Origin of the sequence: Curtobacterium flaccumfaciens, assembly GCF_051548005.1 — a bacterium.
GTDB lineage: Bacteria > Actinomycetota > Actinomycetes > Actinomycetales > Microbacteriaceae > Curtobacterium.
This window is the reverse complement of sequence record NZ_JBPUGH010000020.1, coordinates 18,458-32,313: the sequence shown is the minus strand read 5'-3', so window position 1 is coordinate 32,313 and position 13,856 is coordinate 18,458. Positions and strand designations below refer to the sequence as shown.

Here is a 13,856-nt window from a genome sequence, read left to right as displayed (position 1 = left end):
CCACCGCCGTCGTCGTCCGTGCGCGCACAGGCCGCGGGCACCGCGGCCGGAACGCGGAACTCGTGCGCGCCGCCGCCGACGCGCTGCTCGTCGAGCCCCGGCAACCGCACCACCGCGCGGACGCCATCCGGGACCTCCGCACGGACGACGAGGTCCCCGTCGAGGAGCTCCCACCGCACGGCGATCCGGCCGTGGACGCTCTCGAGCGACGTCGACGCCCACGTCAGGTCGCCACCGGGCCGCGGCGCGATGAGCACCTCCCGGTACCCGGCCTCGAGCGCCGACAAGCCTCCCACCACCCGGTGCATCCAATCGGCGACGGCCCCGAGGGCGTAGTGGTTGAAGGACGTCATCTGACCGGGGTTGATGGTGCCGTCCGGCAACATCGAGTCCCACCGCTCCCACACCGTGGTCGCGCCCATGGTCACCGGGTACAGCCACGACGGGCACTCCGTCTGCAACAGCAGTCGGTACGCGTCGTCCAGGTGTCCGGTCTGCGTCAGCGCATCCGTGATGAACGGCGTGCCTGCGAACCCCGTGGAGATCCGGTACCCGGCAGCGGCCGCCAGCTCTGCCAGGCGGTCACCCGCGGTGACCTCCTGCTCCGGTGTCAGGATGCCGAACACGATCGCGAGCGTGTAGACGGTGGTCGCGTCCGACGTGATCCGCCCGTCCTCCTGCAGGTAGGCGTTCCGGAAGCCGGTCTGGAGGCGCGTGGCGAGTTCCCGGAACTCGCCGGCGTCGCGTCCGAGCAGCTCCGCCACCTCGGCGACGATCGTCGCCGAGCGGAAGGCGCAGATCGTCGCCACCACACCCTTGTCGGCCTTCGCGTCGGCCGGCGCCTCCGGCGGTGCGTCCGGGTCGAGCCAGTCGCCGAACTGGAACACCGTGTCCCAGACGTCCCGCGGGGACAGGTGGTCCCGGACACGCCGGACGTGCGCGACCATCGATGCGAACTGCTCGCCGAGCACGGTCGTGTCCCCGTAGGCCTGGTAGAGCGCCCACGGCACCCAGACGCCGGCGTCCGACCAGACCGCGGTGGCATCGGGCTTGCCGAAGTCCTCGGCGGGCGAGTACTTGAGCACGTCCGGGACGACGAACGGGATGATGCCGTCGGCGTGCTGCTGCTCGAGCCAGACGTCGCGCAGCCAGTCGCCGAGGAACGCCCGCGTGTCGAAGAGGTAGGACGCCGTCGGGGCGAAGGCGGCGATGTCGCCGGTCCACCCGAGGCGCTCGTCGCGCTGCGGGCAGTCGGTCGGGACGCTGAGGAAGTTGCCCTGCATGCCCCGCACGACGTTCTCGTGGAAGGTGTTCAGCAGGTCGTGGCTCGACGCGAACGCGCCGGTGCGTGCGAGGTCGGAACCGACCTGCACTGCCGTCAGGGCGGTGCGGAGCTCGTCGAGCGTGCCCGGCCAGCCGTCGACCTGGGCGTACCGGAACCCGTGGAAGGTGAAGCGCGGCTCGAAGGTGTCCGCACCGCCGCTCAGGGTGAAGTGGTCGGTCGCCTTCGCGGTGCGCAGGGGCCGCACACCGAGCTCGTCGTGCTCGAGGACCTCGGCGTGCCGGAGCGTCAGGACGGTCCCGACGGGGCCGGACGCCGTCACCCGGATCCAGCCGACGAGGTTCACGCCGAAGTCGACCAGCGTGGCTCCCGACGGGCTCGTCCAGACCTCGACCGGCGTGATCTCGGCGAGCGGTCGGACGGGCGGCACGGTGTCGGCGACGAGCTCGCGCTCCCCGAGGTCCACCGTGTGGACCGTGCTCGTGCGGCCTTCGTGTCCGTCGACGCTCGGCACCGTCACCTCGCCCGGGGTGAGGAAGGATCCGTCGCGGAGTCGGGCGTCGATGTCCTCGCCGTCGTACAGCTGGTCGGCCGTGATCGCACTCGACAGGGCCTGCCAGTCGGTGTCGGTCGCGACGAGCTGCTCGTGGCCGTCGGCGAAGGTCACACGGAGTTCGGCGAACCCGGCGACCTCGTCGGCGTACCAACCGCCCCCGCCACCCCACGCGAGCCGTCCGGCGGCCCAGCCCTTGCCGAGGACGAGCGCGAGGACGGCGGCGTCGCCGGGGCCGGTGTCCGAGAGGTGCGCCGTGACGTCGTGCGGCACGACCCGGACGCGCCACTCGTAGCTCGTCCACCCCGGTTCGAGCAGGTGGTCGGAGACACGCCGTTCGCCCAGCCAGGCTTCGACGACCCCGAGGGCGCTGACGTCGAGGCGCGCGCTCGTGACGTCGCCGTGGCCGGCGTCGAGGGTGAACTCCCGACGCAGGATCGGTGCGCTGCCGAGATCGTCGTCACTCGCGATGAACGATGCGGTGCGGTCGGTCATGTGGTGGGTTCCTTTCAGGCGACCGGTCGTCGTCGACCGGTGCTGGGGTCGTGGGCCGGGCCGCCGCCGGAGGGAGGCGGCCCGGCGGAGGCGATCCGTGCCTCCAGGCCGAGCGGTCGGGCGTCAGCCCTTGACGGCGCCGCTGGTCATGCCGGCGACGATCTGACGGTTGAAGAAGACGTAGAGGATCAGCGGGGGGATCGTGATGAGCAGGACGTCCGTGAAGAGTAGGTTCAGCTGGCTGACCGACTGGCTCTGGAACGAGTAGAGCGTCTGCTGGACCGTGGCGTTGTCCGATCCGGGCAGGAAGTACAGCGGGTTCGTGAAGTCGTTGAACACCGTGACCGACTGCACGAGCACGACCGTGATGATCACCGGCTTGAGCAGCGGCAGGACGACCCCGAAGAACAGGCGGATCGGACCGGCGCCGTCGAGGACGGCGGCCTCGTCGAGCTCCTTCGGGATCGTCGCGACGAAGGCCCGGAAGAGCAGGATGCAGAACGACAGGCCGAAGGTGGCCTCGATGAGGATCATCCCGCCCATCGTCTTGAACAGGTTGAGCCCCTGCAGCACCCAGATCGTCGGCACGATCGCCGGCGGGACGATGAGCCCGGCGAGGACGAAGAAGTTGATCACGCCGTTCCACCGACTCGGCCGCCGCTGCAGCGTGTAGCCGACCATGGCCGAGAAGACGACCATGATGATCACGCTGCCGACGGTGAGGACGGCACTGTTGAGGAACGCCCGGAGGATGCCGCCGTCCCCGGTCTGCAGCACCGTGGCGAGGTTCTGCCAGAGCTGGAACTGCGTCGGCAGCGTGAACCCGAGCTGGTTCGCGTCGGCAGGTGACTTCATCGCCTGGAGCAGGATGAACACGAACGGTACGAGGAAGACGACGAAGCTGACCACGATCGCGATCGAGCCGACGGTCCACTTCTGCACCGTGTCGCGCTTCGGGCCGCGACGCAGCGCCGGCGTGGCGGTCGTCGCGCCCCGGGTCCGCCGGTCGAGTGCTGGTGCGGTCACAGTTCCGCCTCCTTGCGGTTGATGAGCCACGAGATGGGGAGGAGCGAGTGCAGTGCGGTCACAGTTCCGCCTCCTTGCGGTTGATGAGCCACGAGATGGGGAGGAGCGAGTGCAGTGCCGTCACAGTTCCGCCTCCTTGCGGTTGATGAGCCACGAGATGGGGACCATGATCGCCGTGACCACGACGAACAGCACCACGTTGCCGGCGGTGGACAGGCCGTAGAACCCGGCCTGGTACTGCTTGTAGATGACGCTCGCGATGACGTCGCTGGTGAAGCCCGGACCGCCGCCGGTCATCGCCCAGATGAGGTCGAACGACCGCAGGCCGCCGATGAGCGACAGGATGATGACCGTGCCCATGGCCGGGCGGGACAGCGGCAGTGTGATGTTCCGGAAGATCGTCCAGGAGCTCGCGCCGTCCACGCGCGCTGCCTCGAAGTACTCCTGGGGGATCGCCACGATGCCGGCGATGAAGATGAGCGTCGCGATGCCGACGCCCTTCCAGATGTCCACCGCGGCGACGCTCCAGAGGGCGAGTGCCGGGTCGGTCAGCCATCCGGGCGTGGGGAGGCCGACCGCCCCGAGGGCGCCGTTGATGATCCCGTGGAACGGGTCCATCAGCGCCTTGAAGGTGATGCCGATGCCGATCGTCGAGACGAGGACGGGGAAGAACACCACGGCGCGGAGGTAGCCGCGCCCGAGCACCGGGCTCGTGAGGAGCAGGGCGAGGGCGAGTCCGAGGACCACCTTCGCCGCGCTCGTCACGAACCCGTACTCGAACGTGTGCACGAACCCGGAGACGAGCTGCGGGTCCTGGAAGAACCGGACGAAGTTGTCGAAGCCGATGAAGGTCTGGTCGAACAGCGTCCAGCGGGTGAGCGAGAAGTAGAACCCCGCGAAGGTCGGGACCGCGAAGAACACGACGTACAACGCGATCGCCGGGATGAAGAACCACGCCGGGTAGTACGAACGCATGCGCTTCCGAGCGGGCCCGGGGCCCACCTTCGTCGTCTGCGGCGGGGCCACCGCCGTCGTGAGCGTCGCGGTCACCGACCTCACCAGCCCTTGAGGCCGAGCTGCTGCGCCTGCTGCACGACGTCCTGGTCGTACTGCTTCGCGCCCACCGCGGCGGAGGAGATCCCGGAGCCGACCTGGATGCAGATCTTCTCGAGGTTCGGGCCCTTGATCGGCGACAGGAACTCGAGCGCCGGGCTCGCCTTCTTGTCGTCGAGGTACTTCTGCAGGTCGTTGATCATCGGGGGGACCGAGCTCGGGAGCGTGCAGGTCGAGATGACGTAGGGGCCGCCAGGGGTCCCGGTGTCGTTCTGAATCTTGCAGCCGTCGGACGAGTTCGCGAACGCGATGAACTTCTTCGCAGCGGTGAGCTTGTCACCGGTGGTCGTCTTCGGGATGTAGAGGCCGTTCGGCTCCCAGATCGTCAACCGCGTGTCCGAAGCGTTCTGCGCCGGGATGGCGAACGCGCCGATGTCGTCGACGTTCTTCGGGTTGTCCTGCTGGATCGTCGAGATCGCGTTCGTGAGCATCGGGTACTGCGCTCCGGCGCCCTCAGCGAGCATCTTCAACCCGTTCGCCTGGGTGGCCGAGGCGTAGTCCTTGTTCAGCAGGTCCTTGTCCTTGACCTCGGCGAGGTGCTGGAAGCCGGCGAACGCCGGGGCCTTCGTGTAGGACTCTTTGTGCTTCGTGTACTGCGACGCCCAGTCCGACTGCTGTGCGTCGATGTTCGCGAAGTCACCGAGCACGAAGAGCTGGCTCGTCCAGGTGTCGCCGTAGGTCTGGATGATCGGGTCGATGCCGGCGGCCTTGATCTTCTCGCTGTTGCTGATGAACTCGTCCCAGGTGGTGGGGACGCTCAGACCGAGCTTCTCGTAGACCTTCTTGTTGTACATGATCGCGCCGCCGAAGCTCGTGCCGAAGGGTGCGCCGTACATGCCCTTGCTCGTGCTGACGACCTTGGTGAACTGCGGGTCGACGTCCTTCGCCCACGACTGGTCGGACAGGTCGACAAGCGTGTTGTCAGGGTTGAGCGCCTGGAACAGCGAGCCGGAGTTGTAGTTGAAGACGTCGGACATCTCACCGGTCGACAGCTGCGTCTTGATGAGGTTGTCCCCGTCCGTGCCCTGGGGTCGGGTGTCCAGCTTGACCGTGATGTCCGGGTTCGCCTTCTCGAACGCGGCGATCAGGGGCTTCGCGGTCGCGGCCGTGGCGGGGCCGTTGTCGATCAGGTAGCTGATCTCGACCTTGCCACCGCTGCTGCCGCCGGCCCCGCCGGACGAGCACGCGGCCAGGCCGCCGATCAGGACCGCCGCGCCGCCGATGGCGATCAAGCGCGTGGTCAGGGAACGAGCTGACATTCCTTACCTCCTCGTAAGGCCGAGATTGACTCGGATGAAACGGACCGACGCCTGCTGCAGTGCAGTGCCGGAGCTACGGGTTGAAGCGTTTCAACGGAATAGAACCACGATCGTTGAAGGGTGTCAATCACCGCGTCGCTTTCGTTACCGAAGATGCGGTCGGTGCCGCGCGGCACCGCGAGAGCGTGCCCGGACACCTCCCGGGTTCCGCACCGATCGGAGCCGACTGCGTCGCCCGGACCGCGTCAGACCGAGGTCTCCTGCACAGCGTCGGGTCGTGCGGCCTGCCCCGGTCCGCCCGGCGCTCCCGAGCGTCCGAGCGTGCTCTCCCGGGGGACGAGCTCGCTGTCGAGGACGACGGTCCGGTGCACGTGGTCGGGGCCGTCGGCGATCTCCGCCAGGAGGAGCGAGACCGCCGCAGCGCCCATCGCCTCACCCTGCTGGGTCACGGACGTCAGCGGAACGGCACCGCCCCATGCGACTGAGTTGTGGTCACATCCCGACACCGGCACGTCCTCCGGGACCCCGATCCCGGCGGCACGCAACTCGGTCACGACCGCCATCGCGAGGAGGTCCGTCACACCGAGCACGCCGTCCGGACGCTCGTCAGCATGCATCGCCGCGATGCGCACTCCGGCGTCCGTGCCGCCCGGCGGATCGAGGACACCGGCGTCGATGTCGACGAGCGTCACCTCCGGATGCTCGCCGAGCGCACGCAGGAGTCCCGTCCGCCGTCGTGCGACCGGCTGCCAGTCGGGACGGGCACTGACGAACGCGAGGCGCCGGCACCCCTGCGCGATCAGGTGGGTCGCCGCCTCGTACCCGGCCTGCTCGTTGTCGACGACGACCGAACACGCGTCGAGGTCGTCCGGCTCGTAGTTCACGTACACGACCGGGAGGCCGTGCTGCCGCACACGCTCGACCTGCGCCCTGGTGCTCGTCATCGGTGCCAGCAGGATGCCGGACACCCTTGTGCTCTCCATGAACGCGAGGTGCTCCCCCTGCGCGTCGGGATCGTCGTCGCTGTCCGTGATCAACAGGGTATGGCCCGCGGTCTTCGCGGCGGTCTGCGCACCGGTGACCATGTCGGTGAACAGGGAGTTCCGGAGGGTGCTGAGGACCAGCCCGATCGACCGGGTCCGGCCGGAGGCGAGGTCGCGGGCGTTCTGGTTCGGCGTGTACCCGAGCGCGGCGATCGCGTCGCGGACGCGTGTCGCTGTCGCCGCGGCGACACGTTCCGGATGGTTGAGCACGTTCGAGACCGTCGCGAGGGAGACGCCTGCGCGGGCGGCGACGTGGCGCACGCTCGGCGGCCGCTCGTGCTTCGTCCGCGCCATGCTTCGATCGTACGGGGCGTCCGGCGTCGACGCGTCGGGCGGCGGCGATCACGCCGGCGGTCTGGTCGAACTCAGGCGTCGGCGACGGTGGACTGTCGCACCACGAGTTCCGGCCGGAACTCCACGTGTTCGAGTTCGATGTCCTGCCCGCGCTCGACCTGCGCCACGAGCAGCTCGATCGCGCGGCGGCCGAGGTCCTGCGCAGGCTGACGCACCGAGGTCAACGGCACGACGGCCGCTTCGGCGAACGCGATGTCGTCGTACCCGACGATGGCGATCTCTTCCGGTACGGCCACCGTGCCCCGCATGATGAATGCCTGCTCGAGCCCGACCGCGAGCAGGTCGTTCGCTGCGAAGACCGCGTCGGGCCGCTCTCCTCGCGGCCTGGCGTTGATCGCTTCGCCGACACGGCGGCCCTCGAGGACGGAGAGCGACCGGGTCGGCACGACCTCCAGGGCGATGCCGGCCGCCGCCGCCGCGTCCCGGCCGCCGGCGAGTCGGTCCGCGACCTGCCGGATGCCGGCGGGCCCACCGACGAACGCGACCCGTCGTCGGCCGGTCGCCGCGAGGTGCTCGACGGCGATGCGACCGCCGGCGACGTCGTCGACCGACACGGACGCGAAGTGCTCATCGTCGGCGCGGCGGTCGACGAGCACCACGGCGGTGCCCTGGTCACGGAGACGCTCGAGTCGGGAGAGGTCGTCCCCGGCCGGCGAGATGAGGAGGCCCGCGACGCGGCGCTCCTCGAACAGCTCGACGTAGGTCCGCTCACGGTCCTCGGACTCGTCGGAGTTCCCGATCAAGACCGCGAGACCCTGCGCCATCGCAGCGTCCTCCGCACCTCGCGCCACGTCCGTGAAGAACGGGTTGCCGCCGTCGAGCACGATGAGCCCGACGGTCGAGCTGCGCCCGGCTCGGAGCTGTCGAGCGGAGTCGTTGCGGACGAAGCCGAGCGTCGCGATCGCGTTCTGGACGCGCTCGACCGTGGCGGGTGCGACCTTGTCGGGCCGGTTCAGCACGTTCGAGACCGTCCCGAGCGACACACCGGCGAGCGCCGCCACTTCCCGCACACTCACCGCCATGTCGACATCCTGGCATCCCGACAGCGCCGGGGAGCGGATTCACGACCGTGCCGCACGGTGCCACACGCATCGGAGGGGTCGCACCCGCTTGCTTCAGACCCGTTGCGGGCGTACAGTCCTCGCATACCGTTGAAACGATTCAGAGCAGATTTGCGGAACGGAGGACCAATGGCGGTCCGCATCGGAGCCCGGAACACGACGGGCTGGAAGGCGACGGTCTCCGTCGCCATGTCGAACTACATCGAGTCCGGGTCGATCATCGCGATCGCCACGAGCCTCAGCCTCTGGCAGGCGCAGTTCCACATCGGGGACCTGCAGGTCGGACTCCTCGCGAGCCTGTCCGCGAACGCCTTCGGTGCGGCCGCGGGCGCGATCATCGGCGGTCCCCTGTGCGACCGCTACGGTCGGAAGTTCATCTACACGTACGACCTGCTGCTCTACATGCTCGGCATCCTGCTCGCGGTGTTCGCCGGCAGCTACGGGATGCTCCTCACCGGCTTCGTCCTCACCGGCATCGCGGTCGGAGCGGGCGTCCCGGCGAGCTGGACCTACATCGCCGAGCAGGCGCCCGCCGACAAGCGGGCCGCGCACGTCGGCACCGCGCAGCTCGCGTGGTCGATCGGCCCGATGGTCGGGTTCGCCCTGGCGATCGCCGCCGCGCCGCTCGGCCTGCTCGGCAGCCGACTGATCTTCGCGCACCTGTTCGTCGTCGCCGCGGTCGTGTGGTGGCTCCGACGCGGCCTGCCCGAGTCCACGATCTGGAAGGACGAGCGCGCAGCCACCGGCAGCGCGAACTTCTTCCACGGCATCACCCAGCTGTTCAGCAAGCGGGTGAACCTCTCCGCGATGCTGTTCCTGTTCGGCGTCTACGCCCTGTGGAACACCGTCGCCGGGCAGGCCGGCATCTTCCAGCCGCGCGTCTACTCGGCCACCGGCGTCACGAGCGTGCCCGAGCAGTACGGGCTCCAGGTCCTCGTGTGGGCGTGCACGGTCGCGGCGACGTACTTCGGCTTCATGCGCTTCGCCGACCGGATGAGCCGCCGCGTCCTCTACGCGATCGGCGCGGCACTCGCGATCGTCGCCTGGGCCGTGCTCATCTACGCGCCCGCGAACCTCGGCACGCTGCTGTTCTTCGCGATCGCGTGGGGCGTCTCCTCGGGCATCGGCGCGCAGGCCTTCTACGGCCTCTGGACGAGTGAGCTCTTCGCCACCCGCTACCGCGCCAGCGCCCAGGGCGTGCTGTTCCTCGCCGCGCGGGTGATGGTCGGCCTGCTCAGCATCTGGTTCCCGCTGCTGCTGTCGGACATCGGGCTCCGGGCCCTCGGTGGACTCATCCTCGGCCTGCTCGCCCTGTCGTTCCTCGTGGGCACGATCTGGGCACCGCGGACCCAGGGCCGGTCGCTCGAGTCCATCGAGGCCGAACGGTACGGCACCGTGACGAGCGTGACGGGGACGACCCGGACCGTCGACGAGCACGCGGAGCGTCAGCGGACGCTGCGCGCCGCGCCCGGCGAGCGGACGCCTCGGTGAGCGACGCCGACCGACGTGATCCGGGCCTCCCGGCCAGACCGCCTGGAGGCACGGATCACGTGACCCGCGTCTGCTTCCGTCTCCAGGTGGCCGCGGAGCACCTCGACGCCTACCGGGAACGCCACGCGGCCGTCTGGCCGGCGATGCTGCGGACGATCGCCGCCGCAGGGCGGCGAAACTACTCGCTGTTCCTCGACGACGACGGGCTGCTCATCGGCTACTACGAGACGGACTCGGTCGCCGACGCGAACGCGGCCCTCGCCGCGTCCGAGGTCGCGACGACGTGGGAGGCCCACATGCAGGACCTATTCGACGGTACGACCGGGCGGGCCGACCAGGTGGCGCGGGTCCTGCCCGAGGTGTTCAACCTCGCGGACCAGCTCGCCGCCGCCGAAGACGGACCGCACCGGCCGGTGGTCTGACCCGACGAGCCCGTCCGGGTCGGGTCAGCGGTTCAGGCCTCCACGGAGAACGCGTCGTGCCGGGAACACGTCGTCGTGGCGACCGGGCTCCCGGTCGAGGAGGCACCGAGGCAACCGGCGGACGACCGCAGTGAGACCGTGCCGTCGGCTTCGCGACGGAGGTCCCAGTCCTGCCTCGTGGAGCCGTCACAGCGCGCCAGCAGGGTCCCGCCGTCGCCCTCCCCGGTCCGGGCGTGCGTCAGGCACGTGCCCTGCGAGCGCGATCGCAGCACGATCCGGTCGCCCGTGGTCGGAACGACCTGCCACTGCTGGTTGCGACCGCCATTGCACTCCCAGAGGATCGGCGTGGTCGTGGGACCATTCACGGGCGCATCGAGGCAGTCCCCCGCCGTCGTGCTCCGGAACGACCTGAACGGCGTCGTGCTGCCCGTGCCCACCGCGCGCCCGGTCCGCACGTCGATGGCGACCCGGTCGGACCAGCGCAATGTCGGCTTGCCCGCGTCGTCGAACCGCAGCGGCAGCCACACGGAGGGCGACTCGTTCACAGGACCGCCGTGTGCCCCTGCCCACCGGTCGCCGACGTACAGGTAGCTCGTCCCCGCGCTGCCGGCAACGGGGAGCACGAACGCGACCTGTGAGTCGAACGCGGTCGCGTCACCCAGCGGCTCCAGCGCGGACCACGGGCCGCCCGGTGCGGGCGCGGTCGCGTACATCGCCTGGTTCGGATCCCATCCGGTCGCACCCGAGGTGATCAGGTAGTAGGTCCCGTCACGCTCGAACATCGCCGGAGCCTCTCGGAACGCCCCGGGCCAGAGCGTGGCGACGAGGGTCCGCGCGGCGGTCAGGTCGTCGTCGAGACGGAAGAGCGCGAGGTTCGCGTTGCCGGCCGTCGCCGAGACGAGGTACCCGGTGCCGTCCGTGTCCTGGAAGACGGTGAAGTCCCTGCTCTCGTGACCGAGGGGGCGTGAGCTGCCGCGCCATCGGTAGTCACCGTCGATCCGGTCGGACGTCGCCACGGCGGTGCGCGCCTCGCTGTAGTCCTGCCCGTTCTCGGCGTGCATCCACAGGACGAAGTGGCCGGTCGCGCGGTCCCGGAGCAGTTTAGGTCGTTCGATCTTCGCGTCGCGGAGATCTGCTGACGAGGCGGTGGTCAGGACGTCACGGACGTAGGTCCAGGAGCTGAGGTCGGTCGAGCGGTACAGCGAGACGGCCGCGAAGCGATCGTCGGCGGTCCGGTTCTCGCCCACCCAGTAGTAGGTACGGTCGACCTCGATGACGTCGCCCCCGTGCGCCTGGATCGGGTGCCCGTCGGTGTCGAGGAACTGCGTCCCGTTCGTCTGCGTGGTGGCGACGTCCGCGTGTGCGTGTCGTCCGGGGCCGCGGGGCAGGGTGCTGGTCAGCACGACGGCGACGACCGACGCGACCACGACGATCACTGCGACCGCTCCTGCGACCGACCGGCGCGTCATCGACGGGTCTCGCGGCCGGGTCTCGGATCCGTGGACGCAGAGCGGGTTGGCACGCAGACAGGCTACCGCGCATCGTGAAAGGGTTCAGTCGTGCGGGTGTCCAGCACGGGGAACACCCCCGCCGATCACCGGGCTAGGGCGTTCCTCCGCGCACTCCCGGTCAGGAGGACGGGACCAACTGCCACTCCTGCTGCGTGTCCTTCCACGCATCTGGCGTGGTCGCCACCTGGAACACGTCGCCGGACGACCCGTAGCCGTCGTACGTTGACTGCAAGGCCGTGCCCCGGGCCTTGTCGACGAACCGGTAGTACCCGTCCCCGAGCGGCTCGATCCGCCACAGTTGGTCGTCGTTCAGCCAGGAGCCCTGCCCGACCGCCCCGAAGTACGCTCCTGTGTAGCCGCCGTACTCCTCGCCGGTGCTCTGCGCGACCTGTGTCCGCTGCGACCGGTTCGTGATCCGGTAGTACCCGTCCCCGGCCGAGGTGGTCGCCCACCGTTGACTCGGGAGCGCCCACGACCTCGGTGCGGCGACGAGGTTGTCGGCCCCGGCGACGTTCCCGTACTGGTCAGCGGTCGCTTGGAGGGCCTGGTCCGGTTGCGCCCGGTTCACGATGGTGAAGGTGCCCACCCGTGGATCGTCCGGCACCGCTCCCCCGGTCCACCGGTAGGTGCCGACCGACAGCGCGGGCAGCGTGTCGGTGACGACGCCGTCGCTGGACCGGATCGCGATGGACCGCGCCGTCGACGCTCCGTTGGCCACCACCACCACGACGGTGCCGTCCGGGTTGCGGAACGCGACGTTGCTCACGTCGGTCGAGGTCTCGTCGCTCCCGATCACCACCGCGCCCTGGGCGACGAAGCGCGTGATCTGCCCGTACAGGTAGTAGTCCCGGTGCGTCGTGTACGCGTCGAGGTCGCTCGCCGGTGCCGAGAACGGGACGGAGCAGCACGCCGCGTCGAGCGGCCCCGTGTTCGGACCGCCGTCGGTGTTCAGGAACGTGATCCAGTAGGCCCAAGCGCCGATGCCGTTCCGGTAGAAGTCGATCAGCCTCCGGATCCCTGCCTGGTACTGGCCGGCGGTCGTGGTCTCGCCGTTGACACCGTAGTAGGACCGCTCGGTCAGGTAGATCGGCAGGTCGGGGTACTGGGCGTGGAAGTCCTGCAACACCGCGGGGTCGTCCCCCGAGTAGTCGTGGACGGCGACGGCCGAGACGTACTGTGCGGCAGCGGGGTCCGCGAGGATCACGGGGTCGAACGACTTCAGGCTGGGTGGGTTGTCGTCACCGATCCAGATCTGGGTCGAGAGGCCGTTGTTCCGCAGTTCCGGTCCGAGCACCTTGATGTAGTCCCGTTCCTCGGCTCCGGTCCACGACCCCGACGGGTAGGTCTGCACGACCGAGGGCTCGTTCTGCGGCGTGAGGGCACTGATGGGGATGCCCTGCGCCTCGTACGCCTGGATGGCCTTCCGTTGGTACTGCGCGAGGACCGGGTAGTACTGCGGGAGGACGTGACCGCCGTTGATGAGGGAACCGTTGTCCTTCATCCACGCGGGGGCGGACCACATCGACATGAAGAACCGCACCTTCGGGTTGATGGCGAGGGCCTGCTTCGCGACCGAGATGATGCCGGCGTCGATGTCACGCTGGATGGAGAAGTGCGTGAGGCCCACGTCCGTCTGCCCCGAGGGCATGTCGTCGTACGTGTAGAAGGGCTCGGAGCACATGTCCGGGCAGCCCATCGGCAGCCGGACGAGGTCGTAGCCGTTGCCCGATGCTGGATCGAACAACTGGTTCATCATCCGCGTGCGTGCGGTGCTGGAGAGGTGCGCGATGTTCGAGACGCTCGAACTCTCGAGCACCGCCCCCTGGCCGTAGATCGACTGGTACGTGGCACCCGGGTCCACGTTGATCGTCGCGTCGACCGACGTGGGGGCGGTGCTCGACAGCGCCTGGGACGGGCGGGAGGCCAGCTGGTACGTGCCGTCCTCGGACGACCAGGTGACCGAGACGGTCTGACCGGACGCCTGGGCGCTGGTCGTGGGCACACCGATCACTGCGGTGCTCGCGAGCGCCGCGACGACGATGGCAAGGCGCGTTCTTCTCATCATTGAGTCGTGCTCCTCATGTCGTGTTCGTGCACCGACGACACAGCAGGAGGGGCGCACACACGCGCCTCCGTCAGCGACTTCGTCGTCGATGATGGTGATTGATACGCTTCAATGAAGCGTTTCATGCTACCTCACCAGATCGATCGTGGCCCATCGGTGTGAGACGCGCCCGACAGAACCC

Annotated in this window: 10 protein-coding genes; 2 read left to right on the top strand and 8 right to left on the bottom strand. The window is 69.3% G+C overall.

Features of this window, described 5'->3' with window-relative positions; all coding sequences use genetic code 11:
* From ACSW7Y_RS04715 to ACSW7Y_RS04690, 6 genes are all read right to left on the bottom strand, one after another.
* The coding region (locus tag ACSW7Y_RS04715; RefSeq protein ID WP_438125179.1) for a family 78 glycoside hydrolase catalytic domain at positions 1-2,330 on the bottom strand (2,330 nt) is incomplete at its 3' end.
* A gap of 123 nt (positions 2,331-2,453) precedes the next feature.
* Positions 2,454-3,299, bottom strand: coding sequence for a carbohydrate ABC transporter permease (locus ACSW7Y_RS04710; protein ID WP_438125181.1), 846 nt, complete (start codon positions 3,297-3,299; stop codon positions 2,454-2,456).
* A gap of 177 nt (positions 3,300-3,476) precedes the next feature.
* Positions 3,477-4,406 (bottom strand): carbohydrate ABC transporter permease, encoded by a 930-nt coding sequence (locus ACSW7Y_RS04705; RefSeq protein WP_438125178.1) that lies wholly within the window; start codon positions 4,404-4,406, stop codon positions 3,477-3,479.
* Positions 4,407-4,411: 5 nt separating this feature from the next.
* The gene (locus ACSW7Y_RS04700; protein ID WP_438125177.1) at positions 4,412-5,728 is read right to left on the bottom strand and encodes an ABC transporter substrate-binding protein; all 1,317 of its coding nucleotides are present in this window, start codon (positions 5,726-5,728) and stop codon (positions 4,412-4,414) included.
* Positions 5,729-5,973: 245 nt separating this feature from the next.
* On the bottom strand, positions 5,974-7,065 hold the full coding sequence (locus tag ACSW7Y_RS04695; RefSeq protein WP_438125176.1) for a LacI family DNA-binding transcriptional regulator: 1,092 nt from the start codon (positions 7,063-7,065) through the stop codon (positions 5,974-5,976).
* A gap of 71 nt (positions 7,066-7,136) precedes the next feature.
* A complete protein-coding gene (locus tag ACSW7Y_RS04690) occupies positions 7,137-8,147 on the bottom strand; it encodes a LacI family DNA-binding transcriptional regulator (RefSeq protein ID WP_438125175.1) in 1,011 nt (336 codons plus the stop codon).
* Between the two features lie 168 nt (positions 8,148-8,315).
* Here ACSW7Y_RS04690 and ACSW7Y_RS04685 point away from each other — a divergent pair, with 168 nt between their 5' ends.
* Together ACSW7Y_RS04685 and ACSW7Y_RS04680 are read left to right on the top strand one after the other, a co-directional pair.
* Positions 8,316-9,677 (top strand): MFS transporter, encoded by a 1,362-nt coding sequence (locus ACSW7Y_RS04685; protein WP_438125174.1) that lies wholly within the window; start codon positions 8,316-8,318, stop codon positions 9,675-9,677.
* Between the two features lie 59 nt (positions 9,678-9,736).
* Complete coding sequence (locus ACSW7Y_RS04680) at positions 9,737-10,099, top strand: L-rhamnose mutarotase (protein WP_438125173.1); 363 nt, start codon at positions 9,737-9,739, stop codon at positions 10,097-10,099.
* A 32-nt stretch (positions 10,100-10,131) separates the two neighbouring features.
* On the opposite strand, the gene ACSW7Y_RS04675 is transcribed toward ACSW7Y_RS04680, so the two are convergent.
* Both ACSW7Y_RS04675 and ACSW7Y_RS04670 read right to left on the bottom strand, forming a co-directional pair.
* Positions 10,132-11,535, bottom strand: coding sequence for a family 43 glycosylhydrolase (locus tag ACSW7Y_RS04675; protein WP_438125172.1), 1,404 nt, complete (start codon positions 11,533-11,535; stop codon positions 10,132-10,134).
* Positions 11,536-11,728: 193 nt separating this feature from the next.
* Positions 11,729-13,675: a glycoside hydrolase family 30 beta sandwich domain-containing protein gene (locus ACSW7Y_RS04670; protein ID WP_438125171.1), complete on the bottom strand. Its 1,947-nt coding sequence runs from the start codon at positions 13,673-13,675 to the stop codon at positions 11,729-11,731.
* Positions 13,676-13,856 lie beyond the last annotated feature (181 nt).

What these genes read in the sequence shown, in the direction of transcription:
- ACSW7Y_RS04695 (WP_438125176.1), bottom strand. Translation starts at nt 7,065, where the DNA reads ATGGCGCGGACGAAGCACGAGCGGCCGCCGAGCGTGCGCCACGTCGCC.
- ACSW7Y_RS04700 (WP_438125177.1), bottom strand. Translation starts at nt 5,728, where the DNA reads ATGTCAGCTCGTTCCCTGACCACGCGCTTGATCGCCATCGGCGGCGCG.
- ACSW7Y_RS04685 (WP_438125174.1), top strand. Translation starts at nt 8,316, where the DNA reads ATGGCGGTCCGCATCGGAGCCCGGAACACGACGGGCTGGAAGGCGACG.
- ACSW7Y_RS04690 (WP_438125175.1), bottom strand. Translation starts at nt 8,147, where the DNA reads ATGGCGGTGAGTGTGCGGGAAGTGGCGGCGCTCGCCGGTGTGTCGCTC.
- ACSW7Y_RS04670 (WP_438125171.1), bottom strand. Translation starts at nt 13,675, where the DNA reads ATGATGAGAAGAACGCGCCTTGCCATCGTCGTCGCGGCGCTCGCGAGC.